At 64.4% G+C, this 14,193-nt stretch carries 15 protein-coding genes; 4 read left to right on the top strand and 11 right to left on the bottom strand.

The genetic code is table 11. From position 1 onward, the window contains the following. Positions 1 to 2: 2 nt before the first annotated feature. Positions 3 to 1,055, bottom strand: a complete 1,053-nt coding sequence (gene hlyD, locus H585_RS0100450) for a secretion protein HlyD (RefSeq protein ID WP_027366310.1) — start codon at positions 1,053 to 1,055, stop codon at positions 3 to 5. Then, positions 1,052 to 1,759 (bottom strand): CerR family C-terminal domain-containing protein, encoded by a 708-nt coding sequence (locus H585_RS0100455; RefSeq protein WP_027366311.1) that lies wholly within the window; start codon positions 1,757 to 1,759, stop codon positions 1,052 to 1,054. Before H585_RS0100455 ends, hlyD begins: the two co-directional genes overlap by 4 nt. Positions 1,760 to 2,027: 268 nt before the next feature. Between H585_RS0100455 and H585_RS0100460 the strand changes: the two genes are divergently transcribed. Further along, positions 2,028 to 2,876, top strand: a complete 849-nt coding sequence (locus tag H585_RS0100460; RefSeq protein WP_027366312.1) for a PRC-barrel domain-containing protein — start codon at positions 2,028 to 2,030, stop codon at positions 2,874 to 2,876. Between the two features lie 307 nt (positions 2,877 to 3,183). Next, on the top strand, positions 3,184 to 4,476 hold the full coding sequence (locus H585_RS0100465) for a phenylacetate--CoA ligase family protein (RefSeq protein ID WP_014258604.1): 1,293 nt from the start codon (positions 3,184 to 3,186) through the stop codon (positions 4,474 to 4,476). Positions 4,477 to 4,756: 280 nt separating this feature from the next. Here H585_RS0100465 and H585_RS0100470 read toward each other — a convergent pair whose 3' ends face one another. From H585_RS0100470 to H585_RS0100480, 3 genes are all read right to left on the bottom strand, one after another. Further along, positions 4,757 to 5,413: an Hpt domain-containing protein gene (locus H585_RS0100470; protein ID WP_014258605.1), complete on the bottom strand. Its 657-nt coding sequence runs from the start codon at positions 5,411 to 5,413 to the stop codon at positions 4,757 to 4,759. Positions 5,414 to 5,981: 568 nt separating this feature from the next. Beyond that, entirely contained in the window at positions 5,982 to 6,230 is a 249-nt protein-coding gene (locus tag H585_RS0100475; protein ID WP_005988364.1) for a hypothetical protein, read from the bottom strand. Positions 6,231 to 6,487: 257 nt separating this feature from the next. Further along, positions 6,488 to 6,940, bottom strand: a complete 453-nt coding sequence (locus H585_RS0100480; RefSeq protein ID WP_014258606.1) for an Hsp20/alpha crystallin family protein — start codon at positions 6,938 to 6,940, stop codon at positions 6,488 to 6,490. A gap of 156 nt (positions 6,941 to 7,096) precedes the next feature. Here H585_RS0100480 and H585_RS0100485 point away from each other — a divergent pair, with 156 nt between their 5' ends. Both H585_RS0100485 and H585_RS0100490 read left to right on the top strand, forming a co-directional pair. Continuing rightward, positions 7,097 to 8,011: a DNA polymerase III subunit delta' gene (locus tag H585_RS0100485; protein WP_027366313.1), complete on the top strand. Its 915-nt coding sequence runs from the start codon at positions 7,097 to 7,099 to the stop codon at positions 8,009 to 8,011. Positions 8,012 to 8,016: 5 nt separating this feature from the next. Continuing rightward, on the top strand, positions 8,017 to 9,039 hold the full coding sequence (locus tag H585_RS0100490; protein WP_027366314.1) for a DUF1848 domain-containing protein: 1,023 nt from the start codon (positions 8,017 to 8,019) through the stop codon (positions 9,037 to 9,039). Positions 9,040 to 9,262: 223 nt separating this feature from the next. Here H585_RS0100490 and H585_RS0100495 read toward each other — a convergent pair whose 3' ends face one another. From H585_RS0100495 to H585_RS0100520, 6 genes are all read right to left on the bottom strand, one after another. Beyond that, positions 9,263 to 9,823 (bottom strand): HEAT repeat domain-containing protein, encoded by a 561-nt coding sequence (locus tag H585_RS0100495; protein ID WP_244432446.1) that lies wholly within the window; start codon positions 9,821 to 9,823, stop codon positions 9,263 to 9,265. 82 nt (positions 9,824 to 9,905) lie between these two features. Next, entirely contained in the window at positions 9,906 to 11,273 is a 1,368-nt protein-coding gene (locus tag H585_RS20660; RefSeq protein WP_027366316.1) for a DVU_1553 family AMP-dependent CoA ligase, read from the bottom strand. Next, positions 11,270 to 12,688: a radical SAM (seleno)protein TrsS gene (gene trsS / locus H585_RS0100505; protein ID WP_027366317.1), complete on the bottom strand. Its 1,419-nt coding sequence runs from the start codon at positions 12,686 to 12,688 to the stop codon at positions 11,270 to 11,272. Before trsS ends, H585_RS20660 begins: the two co-directional genes overlap by 4 nt. Beyond that, positions 12,678 to 13,145 carry a DVU_1555 family C-GCAxxG-C-C protein gene (locus tag H585_RS0100510; protein ID WP_027366318.1) on the bottom strand — a complete coding sequence of 156 codons (468 nt, stop codon included), beginning with the start codon at positions 13,143 to 13,145 and terminating at the stop codon, positions 12,678 to 12,680. Before H585_RS0100510 ends, trsS begins: the two co-directional genes overlap by 11 nt. Then, positions 13,138 to 13,980: a DVU_1556 family methyltransferase gene (gene trsM, locus H585_RS20665; RefSeq protein WP_051182897.1), complete on the bottom strand. Its 843-nt coding sequence runs from the start codon at positions 13,978 to 13,980 to the stop codon at positions 13,138 to 13,140. The genes H585_RS0100510 and trsM overlap by 8 nt, the downstream gene beginning before the upstream one ends. Next, positions 13,977 to 14,192: a DVU_1557 family redox protein gene (locus H585_RS0100520; protein WP_014258614.1), complete on the bottom strand. Its 216-nt coding sequence runs from the start codon at positions 14,190 to 14,192 to the stop codon at positions 13,977 to 13,979. Before H585_RS0100520 ends, trsM begins: the two co-directional genes overlap by 4 nt. Position 14,193: the final 1 nt, after the last annotated feature.

A 14,193-nucleotide genomic window follows, 5' to 3' on the forward strand; every position in this document is an offset into this window, starting at 1 on the left:
CCCTATTCCTCGCTCTTCCGGGCGTTGGCCTGCACTTGCTCCTGCCCCTTATCCTGTTTTCCATCCTGAGCGGGGCGCGCCACGACAGTCACGGGCATGCCCTGCCGCAAGCCTTTGTCCGGATTCGCCACGATCACGCGGATCCTGTACACGAGGTCCGTGCGCAGACTGGTTGTCTCCACGGACTTGGGCGTGAACTCGGCCTGGGGCGAGACGAAGCCGACCTGGCCTTCGTAGGGAGTGTTTGGGCTGGTGTCGGTGTACACCTGCACGGGTAGGCCAGGATAAACCCGGCCGAGTTGCGGCTCGGGCACATAGGCGCGCACCCAGACCGGCTCGTGAAGCGAGAGCGTGTAGGCGATGGAGCCGGCGGCGACCACGGTACCCGGCTCGCGAACGCGGGTCAGAATCACGCCGTCCGACGGCGCGTACAGATCCGCGTCGTCCAGGCGCGTGAGGGCTTCGGCCAGCCGGGCCTTGGCCGCGCGCAGATTGGCCCTGCCCTGCAGCACATCCTCCTCGCGAAACCCCTCCTGAGCCAGGCGCAACCCCTCGCGGGCGGACTGCAGCCTTGCTTTGGCCTCGTTGCGGCGAGCCATTGCGTCGTCATAGGCTTGTTTGGACACGGCTCCGGTATCGTGCAGATCCTTCTGGCGCTGGAAGTAGCGTTCGGCGTTACGCAGGGTGGTCTCGCGCTCCTCCACCTGCGCCTGGGCCTGGGCGATTTCCTGGGGCCGCGTGCCGGTCTCCAGCTTGAGCAGCTCGGCCTCGGCCACCTCCACCTGGGCCCTGGCCAACCGAACCTCGTCCTCCAGGGGCCTCTTGTTAAGCACGGCCAGGAGGTCGCCCGCGCGCACCTCGTCGCCTTCCTCATAGCGCATGGTCTCGATGCGGCCGGAGACGCGGAAACCCAGATCCACCTGGCGGATGTCCACGTTGCCGTAGAGCGTGATTTCGCCGTTCTGGTTCGCCTCGCCGCGCAGCAAGAAGTACCAGGCCAGGCTGCCAGCCACGAGCAGCAGGATGAGCAGGATGATCAGCCGCTTCTTGTTCATGGCTTCGCCTTCCCCTTCTGTCCTGCCGCCATGCCGATGGCGTTGCGTGTGATGGCTTCCACATTGACCGCTATGAGCCCTGCCAGCTTGGACACCTGCCCGGGCGTCAGCTGTTCGCGGTCCAACCTGCGCAGCAATGCGGTTTCACCGATGCGGAAAATGAGCACTTGGCCGAGGATGGCCTGGGCCAGGAAAATCAATTCCTCGCTTTCAGCGGACAGGCGCGTGAGTCGGGACAGCAGTGTGCCGCATGCGCCGAGCATGCGCTTGAAAAACCCCTGAAACAGGATTTCAAAGGCTTCACTGGGCTTGATCTGTTCCTGCAGGACGATGCGCGCCCAGCGTTTGGCCTCGGGCGAGCCGATTATCGTGAGGGCCATGGCCGTAAGCAGCCGCTGCAGTTCGGCTATCAATTCGCCCTCGGTGGCGTCCTCGCGCATGGCCAAGTCATTGGCAGAGGCGATCTCCGGGGCCAGTCGCTCGCGCACGCGCTGCACGATCTCCTCGACCACGGCTTTGTACAGGCCTTCCTTGCTGCCGTAATAGTATGGAATAGCCGCGATGTTCACGCCAGCCTCGGCCGCCAGCCTGCGCGTGCTCGCGCCCTCGAACCCATGCTGCCCGAAGACGTCGATGCCGGCCTCGATGAGCCGCTCGCGGGCATCGGCCTCCTTACGATCCGTTTTGCCGGTCTTATGTGTCATGGCTATCCCTTTCGACCGCTCTGATCATTTTGTTCCTAATCCATTTCGGCGGGTTGCCGCCACAACCGTTCGCTGTCGCACTATCCATACTCATTAAAGCAGCCAATTCGATTAGTCAATCGCATGATTAAGTCATTCGCATGCATTTATTTTAGTTCTCACTTCTCTTTTCCATGTTCCCTAAGCTCCGGTATGGGCTAACATCAGCCGAACAGCCAACAGGGGGCGCGGTGTTTCCTGTAACAAGACGGGGGCAAGGAGGTACGCCATGCGCGCTGTCTTCCTGTTCATCTCTGCGGTGATGCTTCTCGCATACGCAAGAGACCCGCTCGCAGCCCAGGGCCAGCAAACCGAGATATTGCCCGAGCTCCTCGTGCAGGGCCAGGCCGTGCTAAACCGCGCGGTCAGCATTCCATCCAAGGACCGCACCGGTGAAATCGTGGATCTCATGGTCGACCCGGCCACGGGCCACATCGGCTTCGTTTTGCTCTCCTTCAGTGGCTTCATGGGTCTTGTGGAGAAGAACGTCATCGCGCCCATCCCCTGGGCCAGGGTCGAATTCGAGCCCAAGCAGAAGACTTTCGTGGCCAGGGGCATCGGTTCGGACGAGGGCGGCGATATCGTGGAGTACGATGAAGACAAGTGGCAGGTGTTCGACGAAGCGGAACTCGCATCCCTGTACGAATCCTATGCCCTGCCGAACCACGCGCAGGAGACCCGCAAGGCGTACTCGGAGGTTGCCGGGACGGACAAGGACGCCGGCGAGCGGTTGAGCATGCTCCAGCTCACGCGCCTTATCAACACGCCGGTCATGTCCCGGAAGGGGGCGCTCCTGGGCTATGTCGATAAACTATACCTGGACCTGACAGGCGGCCTCATCAGGCTCGTAGACGTGCGATCTCCTGGAGATCGGCTTGAGCAGCCGGCCCACCTCGTGCCCTATCCGCTCCTCGACTATGAATGGGGTGTGGGCCGCTTTACGCTCGATGTCAGCCGCAAGGACCAGGCTCGACTCGAAGACTTCCCCATCCACGCCGGGATGTATGTCCAGGCCAAGACAATGCGGCAGATCTACCGGAATATGGGACTTACGGAGTATTTGCGCGTCGGCGGCTAGACTTGCGCATTCGACTTGCGTCCCTCGCCTCGGCCAGCCGCTACGTATCAAGATTTGGCTTGCTGTTTACCAATAGCAGCACCCTGGCCTGGATTCTGCGGCGGCCTGTCATAACCCTTGCCTAGGCCGCCTCACGTTGAGAAATCCAACGCGTTTCAGGTGGGCTGGAAGATCTTGATCCATGAAGGCCATAATGCGCGGGTATTGTCCTTGCCCGCCGCATGCCGTATCGTGCGCCGTCGCATCCATGTCCCTATTGCTTTACCGATCATCCGGCGCTTCCATGCGCCGCGCGCGGAGCAGATCAATGGCGAAACAAGCCTTCATCCCGAACATCTCGGCCGACGAACTGGCCGCGCGGCAGCTCGACGGCCTGCGCTGGACTCTGGAGCACGCCTTCCGGGGCAGCGAGGCCTACCATGCGCGCCTGCGCGAAGTGGGCTTCGAGCCCGGTGATCTGAAAAGCCTGGACGACCTGCGGCGACTGCCCTTCTGCTCCGTGGAGGATCTGCGCGACGGCTATCCCCTGCCGCTTCTGTCCGTGCCCGAGGAACGGGTCGTGCGCATCCATGGCTCCAGCGGCACCACGGGCAAGCGCAAGATCCTGGCCTATACTCAAAAGGATATCGACGACTGGAAGGACATGATGGCCCGCTGCTTCGAGCTGGCCGGCTGCACGCCCATGGACCGCGTGCAGATCTGCGTGGGTTACGGCCTGTGGACGGCTGGGGCGGGCTTCCAGCTCGGCTGCGAGCATTTCGGGGCCATGGCCGTGCCCGTGGGTCCAGGCCTGATGGACATCCAGTTGCAGCTGCTCACGGATCTCAGGCCCTCGACCATCTGCAGCACCGCCTCCATGGCCCTGCTATTGGCCGAGGAAGTCGAGCGCCGCGGCCTGCGCGACAAGATCGGCCTGAAGCGGGCCATCTTCGGGGCCGAAGCCCACTCGCCCAAGATGCGCGCCCGCTTCGAGGAGCTGCTCGGCCTCGACGGCAGCTTCGACATCAGCGGCATGACCGAGCTGTACGGTCCCGGCGCGGGCCTGGAATGCTCCGCGCACCAGGGCATCCATTACTGGGCCGACTACTATATTCTGGAGATTCTGGACCCCGAGACCATGGAGCCGGTCGCGCCCGGCGAGATCGGCGAGATGGTCGTGACCACCCTGCGCAAGGAGGCCGCACCGCTCATCCGCTACCGCACGCACGACCTGACCCGGCTCATCCCCGGCCAGTGTCCCTGCGGCTGCAGTTTGCCGCGCCATGACCACATCCTGGGCCGCTCGGACGACATGATCATCGTGCGCGGAGTCAACATCTATCCCGGCCAGATCGCCGAGATCCTGGGCATGTTCCCGCAGATGGGCAGCGAGTATCAGATCCTGCTCACGCGCAAGGAAGGCCGCGACTTCATGAGCCTCAAGGCCGAGCGCGCCGAAGGCGTGCAGGCCGACGATTGCGGCCGGCTGGCCTCGGCCGTGGCCGACGCCCTGCACCGGCACCTGCTGGTCAGCGCGCAGGTGGAAGTGCTGGCGCCCGGCAGCCTGCCGCGCACCTTCGCCAAGACCCGCCGCGTCGTTGACGAGCGCGACGCCTCGTAGTCCGTAATAAAAAGCGGGAGAGGGTTGCAACCGCTCTCCCGCTTACGACAACTCGCATATACTCCGCGAAGCGCTCTGCCCTCCCCGACCCGGATCAAATTGGCGGATGCGCCTGTTAGATCAGATTGCCTTTAAGACGCCCGCTCCGGCGTTGACGGCGCAAGTGAATTGCGCCTACGCCTACGCGGCGGCAAGCCATGCCGACGCACGGCTTGCAGAGCATTTTCAAAAGTAAAATGCTCCAAGCGGTTTCCCGCCTAACGGCATCTGCAAACAGCCCTCAAGATTTGCTGTACTTGTCCATGTACTCGGCCAGTTCGGCGTTGGCTTGCTCCACTTCTTCCTCGATATCCTGAATATAGAGCCTGGCCTCCTCGATGTTGCCGGACTTGAGTTGCTGCTCCAGCTGTAGCGCGCTTTGCCTGAGCTTGAGCGCGCCCAGCGTGGCGGCGCTGCCCGCCAGGCTGTGAGCCACGGCCGAGGCGCGCTTGTAGTCCTCGGTCGCCATGGCCTCGCGGATCTGGTCGCGCTTGCTGGATGAATCCTGGGTAAAGAGATTCACGAGACGGACGAGCAGATCGGGCGTCTTGGCGTAGCGGCTCTCGAAATAGTCCAGATCGATGGAACGCTCCCGCTTGGTCATGAGCCGTTCCAGTTCGTCCGCAGTAGCCGGATCGAGATTGACGAAAGCCAAGCCGACGCTGCTCCGGCCCACGTAGACCACGCGCGCGGCGACATCCCGGGCCAGCGGCCGCGCGCCCACGACAAGGTCCACGTGCTCGGTAATGCCCGGCTCGGTATCGGGTATGGAGCCGATGAGGCCCACGCCCTCGATGCTTATATCCTTGGCCTCCAGGCGCTTGTGGGCGCCACGCACCACCACGTCGAGCTCGCGTGCGGGCACGCGGGAGGCCTTGCGGCGTTCTTGAGTCGGCATATGGATCTCCTCAGAACCCACCAAGCCAGATGCATGTGGTGGGGTCAATGAGATTTGCGCCGCTTCTGTCTACAAGGAGTCCGCAATGGATTGGATGTAGAATGAACCTTCACGCTGGCCTGTCCCTGAGGCTAGCCGGGTGCGCCCTCAAGGACATGCTGGTCCGATAAGTTTGCACGTGCGATTTCGGAGGTTCCCGCACCGGAGCCGCGCATGCCGTGATCGGCATTATCGGTAGACCCCATGCACACGCAGGCGTGCTGGCGCTCGGGACTCATGGGCACCGCCGGAACACCCCGGCCCACGCTCAAGTCAGGCCAGTTGCATGCCCGTCATGCACGTAACCGGCATACAATACAGGAGCGAGATCATTTCCGGCGTACATGCCTGCGCTCTTTCATTGCCACCTGTTCATCGGGTGGCAATGCCTCGGGCAGACTCGGAAGAAGCTTGTTGCGTCAGCCCGGCTGCGGACAAATTGAGACGCATGGGCCGTGGTGGGTCCTACCTCGCGGCAGCGAGGTAGCATCGCCACCAGCGGCCGCTCCTTCCGTCCGGCATCCAAGCCTTAGGCCCGGCCGTTGCTCTCGGCCTCCCGCTGGCGCAAGCCCGCCAAATCCGGGGCCAGGTTGCGCATGATGTTCTGGCGCTTAACATCCCAGTTGGCCTTGACCCAAGGGTTGGGCCAAGCCTGCATGATGCCGGGAGCCTCGCCGCGATCGGCGTTGATCTTTTCCTTCCAGGCCTCCAGGCCGCGGCTGTCCACCCAGTCGTCGATCTCGTCCTTGCTCATCTCCCAGAAACGCTTATCGGCCATGGTCCGCTCCTCGTATTCACGTGTGTCGTCTGACGAAAATTGGACATAGCACGACTAGGCACGAAACAGCCACCGCACCCGCCCGGGCGGCGCGGCGAGTCCGCCCGCCCGCGCCAAAAGTAAGGCCGGAGCCACGGTTCCGGCCTGATGATCCTCTTTGCGCGCCTTTGGAGATGTGCCCATGCAATGCGCCAACCAAGGGAGCAGCCTTGCCCGCAGGCCCTCCTGGTCCGCGCAGCCCGTTTTTCACTGGGTTGCTAAGCCTCGATCTCGATCTTGCGGCTCTTGGCGGCCTCGTCCTTGGGCAAGGTGATGCGCAGCACGCCCTTGTCGAACTTGGCCTTTATGCCCTCCTGCTTGACCTTGATCGGCATGGGCACGGAGCGGAAGAAGGAGCCGTAACTGCGCTCGATGCGGTGGTAATTCTCCTTCTTCTCCTCTTCCTCGAACTTCTTCTCACCTCTGATGATGAGTTGATTATTCTCAAGGCTGATGTCCACGTCCTTGGCCTCAAGGCCCGGCAGCTCGGCCTTGACCATGACCTCGTTCTCGCTCTCGCTCACGTCCACCGATGGGAACTCGGCCTTCTCGAGCATCGAAAATCCGCCAAAGGGGCTGCGCCAGAGATCCTCCATGAGGTCGGACATGCTGGCGGGGAGGCCGGACTCCGCGGTGCGACGGCGCATGGCCGGGAGAAGATTCCTGAACATGTTTTCCACCTCCTTGAAATTGTGCACTTTCTAATAATCCATCCATTATAGTAGCCCGACGGGAATGCGTGTCAATGACGGTTTTCGATCAGGGCGATACAGCATCCACATGCCAGCAGGGCTTTTCAAGGGCCGGCGAGCCGGGTATGGAAAGCCATGCGTGAACCCCTGACAATTCCCGCGCGGCAGGAACGCGTGCGCGCCTTTCTGGACCGCCTGGGCGCGACTCCGCCGCAAGTCCTGCTCCTGGAGGGCGGCCACGATCCCGAGCGCGAGGCTCTGGCCCTGTATTGGGCCTGTCGCCTCAACTGCGCGCGCTCCCTGGCTTGCAAGTCGGATCAGCCGGTCCAAACCGCGCTGCTCGCTCCGGCTGGTCAGCCCAAGGTCGAACCTTGTGGCGCATGCCCCGAGTGCGTGCAGATCCTGGAGCAGGTCCACCGCGATCTCGTGTTCATCGACGGCCGGACCGAGAGCATCAAGATAGACATGGTCCGCGAGCTGCGCTCGCTCATGGGCGAGCCGCCCAGGGGCCAGGGCAAGCGGGTCATAGTGCTTTTCGAAGCTCAGGCCCTGCAGCCCGAGGCAGCCAACTTCCTGCTCAAGTCCATGGAGGAGCCCAGGCCGGGCAACGTGTTCGTGCTTACCGCGCCGCAACGCGAGCGACTGCTGCCCACGCTCGTCTCGCGCAGCTTTGTGCTGACCCTGGCCTGGCCCGAGGTCTGGGAAGCCGAACCCGTGGCCGGCGAAGGCGAGAACGCGTCCGAATGGGCAGGCGCCATGGGCGAGTTCTGGCGCACTGGACGCGGCTGGTTCGAGCGTACCTCTGACAAGGGCCGTCTGGATGCCCCTCTTGCCGCCCGCGTGCTCGTGGAGTGCCAGCGCGCCTTGGCCGGCGCATTGTCGGGCCGTGAAGAATTCGGCCAAAGCCTGCGGGGTCTTGGCCCCGAGTCCCTGCGCCGGCTCGATGCCGCCTTGGACATGGCCCAGGAATGCCTGGAATACAGGGTCAATCCGGCTCTGACCCTAGACTGGCTGGCCGTAACCGGCTTCTCCCTGACGCGAGGGCAATAAGGCCCATGCGCTGGCCGCGCGTAGACATCGACACGCCGCACGGCCCACGTCAGGCCATCGCCCCGGCCGTGATAACGGCAAGCCGCGCCACGGACATACCGGCGTTCCATTCAGGCTGGATGCTCAACCGGCTGGCGGTTGGCTGGTGCCGTTGGGACAACCCCTTCGGCGGCCCGGCGCAATACGTATCCTTCGCGCGCCTGCGGGCCGTGGTCCTGTTCACCAAGAATCCCCGACCCGGCCTGGGCCTGCTGCGCGAACTGGAGCGCCGAAGCCTGCCTTTCTACATCCACGTCACGCTAAACGACTACGAAACGGAAGGCTGGGAGTCCGGCCTGCCCAGCCTGGACCAGCGAGTGCAGAATTTCGCGGAGCTGTCGCACCAGTTGGGCCGCGAGCGCGTGATCTGGCGTTTCGACCCTCTGCTGTGCAGCGAAGCCACGCCTCCGCCCGAGCTGCTGCGCAGGCTGGAATCCCTGTGCGAGCGGCTGCACGCGCACACCGAACGTCTCGTGTTCAGCTTCGCGCACCTGGAGCGCTACGCCAAGGTGCGCCGCAATCTGACAGCGGCCGGAGTGCGGGCGCGCTCGTTCACCACGGCCGAGATGCGCGACATGGCCGGTCGCATCGCGGACCTCTGCCGCGTATGGGGCCTAGCGCCCACCGCCTGCGGAGAAGAGCTTGATTTCACGGATTGCGGGATAGAGCGCGGTCGCTGCGTAGACCCGGCGCTTCTCCTGCGCCTGGCTCCGGACGATGCGGAACTTGCCCGGCTGTATGGACCGCGCCGCACAGGACAAGGCTTGCTGCCCGGCGCGCCGGGTCCGGCAGGCAGCCCCAAGGATGCAGGCCAGCGCAAGGCCTGCGGCTGCGCGCCGGCTAAGGACATCGGAGGCTACACTACCTGCGGCCACGGCTGCGTGTACTGCTATGCCAACAGCTCACCAGATGCCGGGAGGCGCAACGCCGCGCGAGTCGATGCGCATTCCGAGGCGCTGAAGCCCGGCGGTGCGGAATCGATGGGCTAATTTAGAGCAGGTTGCTTTTAAGACGCACTCTCCGGCGTTGACGGCGCAAGTGAATTGCGCCTACGCCGAAGCTAGCGGCAAGCCATGCCGACGCATGGCTTGCAGGGCATTTTCAAAAGCAAAAGGCCCTAATACAGCAATGCGTAGGCCGTTAACTGGCCAGCAGAGCCTACGCATTTGCCAGCTGTATATGGCCCCGCTCCAATAAAAATTATCTCAAGGCCTACTTGTGACGTTTGAGATGCCTTACAGACCAAGCCGCCATGGAACGTACCCACTCACTGCGATCCTCCAACGCGTTTGCGATCACTATCTCCAAGTCCAGGTCTCTTTGAGTGCCGAGAATGCCCAAGCCGTTGATTGCCGCGCCTCGAACGAGCGGGTGCGGGTCCTGAGCCATGCTGGCCACGATAAAGCGCAGTTGCGGCTGGCGTAGGTCACATAAAGCGAAAACGGCCTCGCGGCGGATTTCCCAGAATGGATCCTCCAAGGCGTCGAGAAAACAGGACTGATCACTGCATAGCCCGCGTAAACCGCGGAGGACGGCCAGCCGCTCCTGATCCCCGCCACGGTTCAGGGCGCGGCGCAGCACGGGCACGGATCGCTTGTCGCCCAGCCGGTTGAGCACGTGAACGGCCTCCATTTGCCGCCGGTCCCAGGTCTGCTGTTTCAGGAGTTCATGCAGCAAGGGAACGCAAGCCAAGCCAAGACGAATAAGGCCCGATGCGGCACTATAACGGATAGCCATTTCGTGGCTGCCGAGTCGTTCCACAAGGCGCTGCATCTCTTCCTTTTGGCTAGGATCGTGCGGAGGAGCCTCTGGATTGTGCCGTTGAAAAGCGGGAGCGGCAAATAGCAACGGGGGTTTAGCGATCAATGGCTATACTCCATACGGCGTTTGGCAGGTAGGATGTTTCCTCGCGCTGTCGCAGGTCACGGATACGTCGCTTGCCCGGAGGAGGCAGGCATGAAGCGTCCTCCGACATGCCCAGCTCCAGGCGCAGACTGTTGTCTTCAATGGCCTCGCGCAGGCCGGGCGTTTGTTTGATTCGCGAACGCGCCTCGTCCAACAGGCGCTGGTGATGCGCAGGCTGCGTGGGCGACCAGAGCGTCACGCGCAGAATGTCGGTCCCATCCTGATCCGTCAGCAGGGCCTCGTGAAAGGACAGATCCTCCAAGGGCCACAGCGCTTCGTCGAGGGCAGCGGATTGAAGACCGTGCACGCCCGTATCGCCCCGGCCACGCACCATGAGACGCGGGAGGCTGGTGCCGCAGGGACATGGTTCGGACAGCAGGCGGCCCAGATCGCCGGTGCGGTAGCGCAGCAAGGGCATGCCGCGCCGGCGGAGAGTCGTCAGCACCACCTCGCCTTCCTGCCCGACGGGCAGGGGTTGGCCGCTGACCGGATCGACGGTCTCCACGTACAGGTCCGCCTCGCGCAAGTGTGCTCCGGCCTGGGCGCGGCATTCCACGCCGCCGCCGAGACCTGTCTCGGTCAGTCCATAATGCACGAAGACCTCGCAGCCCAGGGCCTGGGCGATGGCCTCGCGTAACGCAGGTGTGACCGGATCGCCCGAGAGCAGTACCGAGCCGACATCGCCAGGCCTGAGCATGCCCGTCAGCCTGCCATGGCGCGCCACGGCCAGGACTTGGGAAGGAATGCCGACCAGGCCGTCGCTGCCGTGGGCCGCGACTGCGCGCACGGCTTCGTCCAGATTCTGCACGAAGCCGTGGCAATGGCAGGTCGCGCCGACGCGCCGCAGGCCGCGCGCGAGCAGGTCGCCCACGCTTCCCGGCCGTTGGCCCGGCATGAACAGGAGCACTCTGCCCCCGGAGCCGATCATGGTTGTCATGCCATGCGCGAAAAAATCGATGGTGTGCTCCAGGTCGTCATGGGTAAAGAAAAGCCGCTTGGGCCGGCCAGTTGTGCCCGAGGTGTCCATAGTCACCACGCGTTCGATTTCGCCCTGGGAGACGCACAGCAGCCGGAGCGGATCGCGCCGCAGATCTTCGGGAGCCGTGAAAGGCAGCCGCGCCAGATCATCCAGGCAGCACAAGTCGTCGCCCCGTATGCGCAGCCGCTCGCCGTAAAAGGGGCTGTTGGTGACCGCATGATCCAGGGTGCGGCGCAGCGCTTCGAGTTGCCAAGCGCGCACATGCTCCAGACTTAAGGCTTCGGGCCCAACTCCCACGAGTTGGGCGATCCAGGCGTGCAGGGGCGTGCGCGGGATCATCCCCGCCCCCGATGCAGCGGCGTGCCGTCGGCAGCGGTCAGGTTCCAGGCGCAGAACGGGACCAGCCGCCCGTCCGGCGAAACGACATGGATGCAGCAGCCTTGCAGCCGCTCCAGATCCAGGGTCCAGGCATCCTGGAAGGCCATGGCCGAAACAGTGAAGGTGGATCGCGCCTGATCCAGGAAGAGATCGAAATCGCCCTTGGCACGGCTAGCGGTATTGTCCGGCGACGTGTCCAAGGGCTTGGGCGCTACCCATTCCCTGGCCACCCGCGCCACGGCGCGGCGAGAGCCTTCCTCGGCCGGAATGGGATCTGTCTTGGGACCGCAGCAACCGCCGGTTTTCAGCGGCTTGAGTTTGCCGTCCAGCGTGCGCACGTACGTGGCGTGGAACGAACAGAGGGCGTGTTCGCAGCCCGGCGGTTCGAAGTGCGCGGCGCACAGCATGCCGTCGGTCTGCGCTTCGAGCAGACGCATGATTTCCGGCAGGGTGATGCGCTCGCCGTCGGGCGCGCCCGGAAAGCGGCCAAAGCGGCTCATGGGCTGGATGTGCACGCCGCGTACGCCGATGCCCATGCTCAGGGCGTACTCGACGATCGGGCCAAGGGCCTGCTCGTTGACGCCCGGCGCGAGCGTGGGCACCAGCACCACGCCCAGACCCAATTCCAGGCAGCGCTCCACCGCGAGCAGTTTGCGATGCAGGAGCGGCCGACCGCGCAGGACGCGGTACGTTTCGTCGTCCATGGCGTCGAACTGCAGGAAGACAGAGGCCAGGCCCGCATTACGCAAGGTCTGGGCATAGACCGCGTCCTGGGCCAGGCGCAGGCCGTTGGTGTTGAGCTGGATGAAGGAAAAGCCGCGTTCGCGGCCCAGGGCCACGATCTCGGGCAGATCGTCGCGCACGGTCGGCTCGCCGCCCGAGAGTTGGATGTTGCACGGCCCGGAGGCGGCCATGACCCGCTCGTACCAGAAACCGATGCGCGCCAGGTCCGGATCTCCGGCCGGGTCAGTCCCTCCCGCCGAGGCAAAGCAGACCGGGCAGGCCAGGTTGCAGCGCGCGGTGACCTCAAGCAGGGCCGTGCAGGTGTGCTGGCCGTGCTCCTCGCACAGGCCGCAGTCGTGCGGGCAGCCCTTTTCGCGGCAGGTGAGGCTCAGGCGCGGCGCGGACGGAAGCTTGGGCCGTTTCCAGGCCTCGAAATCCGGCGCGCCGCGCCATATAGGCGCGCTGAAGCGCCCGTGTTCCGGGCAATCCTTGATCAGCCAGGTCGTATCTCCCTGGCCGACACGACGCGCGTCCACGCTGCGCAGGCAGATCGGGCAGACGCTGCGGGTTGCGCCGTGATCGCGCGAAGTTTCCTTGGTCTGTTTCCATGCGCCCCGTCCGTCTGTGGGCGGTATGTGCGGTTTACCAGTCATGATGCTCACCCGGCGGCAGCGTGGGGTCGATGCCGCTCTCCTGCAGGAGTTCCAGGGATTTGCTCCAAGCCGAGGCGATCAGACCGCCGCAGCGGCCGGGGTCCGGCCTTCCCGCGGAGCCCTCACCCAGGATATCGGCGCAACGTATGCCCGCACAGCCGGCGCAGGCCTGCGTGCCGAACCACTCGACCAGTTCCGTAATCATGAGCGGCAGCCGGTCGTGCGCGGTCTCGTCGTCCGCGCCCTTGCCCGCGTAATAGGAGATCAGGCAGGCCGAGCCAGTGAGCACGCCGCACAACTCGCCGCAGCCGCCCAGCCCGTTGCCCAGCCCGCCCACGGCGCGCACCAGGTCCGGGTTCTCGCGGCCGGTCATCTCCAGGGCCAGGAGCAGCAGGATCTGACTGCAGTTGTAGCCCTTGCCGTGCAGCCGCATGAGCGTCAGGTCCAGATCATCCATGTCGAGACTCCATTTTGCGGGCCACGAGCAGATAGTAACCGGCGCGGGGCCGTCGAGCGTTCGAACCGTGGCCGCAACGGCACCCCTGGTCCGACCTTGCATCGCCGGTACGGCCGAGGAACGTCTCCAGCGGAATGCCCGCGAAGACCAGCTCGGCCGCGAAGCGTTTGAGCAGCGGCGTGTGGTCCTCCACGAGCAAAGGCTCGAATCCGGCCGCGCGCACCAGTTCGAGCACGTTTTCCAGAGGCAGCGCGCCGTCCAGACACGATGCGGGACAAGGCGCATTGTGCAGCGGCTCGCGGCGATCCAGGGCATACAGGTCGCTCAGCGCCAGCATCCCGCCGGGCCTGAGCACGCGGTGCCATTCGCCAAGCGCCTGGCCGGGGTCCGGCAACAGCGAGAGGACACATTCGCTGAGAATGCCGTCCAGACATCCGTCGCCAAACGGCAACTGCTGGGCCTGGCCGCGTAAAACGGGCAGCTCGGGCCGTGCGCGGCAGCGCGCAAGCTGGTCCAGAGATCGGTCGATGCCCAGGGGAACGAGGCCCATGCCGCACATGAACTCCAGGCTGTCGCCAGCGCCGCAGCCCGCGTCCAGCACGCGCGCGCCGGGCGGCAAGGCACAGATCTCCAGAGCCCGTGCCGTGAGCGTCAGTCCGCCGGGCCGCAGCATGCGGCCTTCGAAGCCGGTCGGCGCTTCCAGCTTGCCGGAATGATCTGAAGGAGGCGCAAGCTGACCGGCACGCAGCAAGGCGAGCCGCTCCCATGGCTCATCCACTCCGCCACGACTGGCCCCACATTCATGGATGCCGGCGTGGCGCATTGCCTCGCTCACTTGTCCTCCAGGATCTGCTCCACCTCGTGCATCTTGCCCAAGGCCAGCTCCTCGGGCACCAGCACCTGGCCGCAGGTCTTGCAGACCGGCAGCTCCACCACGAACTCGTTGCCCATGTATTCGAGCGCGACAGGGCCGGGTGTCATTTCCTCGCCGCAGGCCGCGCAACGCCAGCCGCGATACTTTTCCATCAACTCCGGGAATCGTTGCATG

This window comes from Desulfocurvibacter africanus subsp. africanus DSM 2603 (assembly GCF_000422545.1).
Classification (GTDB): domain Bacteria; phylum Desulfobacterota; class Desulfovibrionia; order Desulfovibrionales; family Desulfovibrionaceae; genus Desulfocurvibacter; species Desulfocurvibacter africanus.

What these genes read in the sequence shown, in the direction of transcription:
- hlyD (WP_027366310.1), bottom strand. Translation starts at nt 1,055, where the DNA reads ATGAACAAGAAGCGGCTGATCATCCTGCTCATCCTGCTGCTCGTGGCT.
- H585_RS0100455 (WP_027366311.1), bottom strand. Translation starts at nt 1,759, where the DNA reads ATGACACATAAGACCGGCAAAACGGATCGTAAGGAGGCCGATGCCCGC.
- H585_RS0100460 (WP_027366312.1), top strand. Translation starts at nt 2,028, where the DNA reads ATGCGCGCTGTCTTCCTGTTCATCTCTGCGGTGATGCTTCTCGCATAC.
- H585_RS0100465 (WP_014258604.1), top strand. Translation starts at nt 3,184, where the DNA reads ATGGCGAAACAAGCCTTCATCCCGAACATCTCGGCCGACGAACTGGCC.
- H585_RS0100470 (WP_014258605.1), bottom strand. Translation starts at nt 5,413, where the DNA reads ATGCCGACTCAAGAACGCCGCAAGGCCTCCCGCGTGCCCGCACGCGAG.
- H585_RS0100475 (WP_005988364.1), bottom strand. Translation starts at nt 6,230, where the DNA reads ATGGCCGATAAGCGTTTCTGGGAGATGAGCAAGGACGAGATCGACGAC.
- H585_RS0100480 (WP_014258606.1), bottom strand. Translation starts at nt 6,940, where the DNA reads ATGTTCAGGAATCTTCTCCCGGCCATGCGCCGTCGCACCGCGGAGTCC.
- H585_RS0100485 (WP_027366313.1), top strand. Translation starts at nt 7,097, where the DNA reads ATGCGTGAACCCCTGACAATTCCCGCGCGGCAGGAACGCGTGCGCGCC.
- H585_RS0100490 (WP_027366314.1), top strand. Translation starts at nt 8,017, where the DNA reads ATGCGCTGGCCGCGCGTAGACATCGACACGCCGCACGGCCCACGTCAG.
- H585_RS0100495 (WP_244432446.1), bottom strand. Translation starts at nt 9,823, where the DNA reads ATGCAGCGCCTTGTGGAACGACTCGGCAGCCACGAAATGGCTATCCGT.
- H585_RS20660 (WP_027366316.1), bottom strand. Translation starts at nt 11,273, where the DNA reads ATGATCCCGCGCACGCCCCTGCACGCCTGGATCGCCCAACTCGTGGGA.
- trsS (WP_027366317.1), bottom strand. Translation starts at nt 12,688, where the DNA reads ATGACTGGTAAACCGCACATACCGCCCACAGACGGACGGGGCGCATGG.
- H585_RS0100510 (WP_027366318.1), bottom strand. Translation starts at nt 13,145, where the DNA reads ATGGATGATCTGGACCTGACGCTCATGCGGCTGCACGGCAAGGGCTAC.
- H585_RS0100520 (WP_014258614.1), bottom strand. Translation starts at nt 14,192, where the DNA reads ATGCAACGATTCCCGGAGTTGATGGAAAAGTATCGCGGCTGGCGTTGC.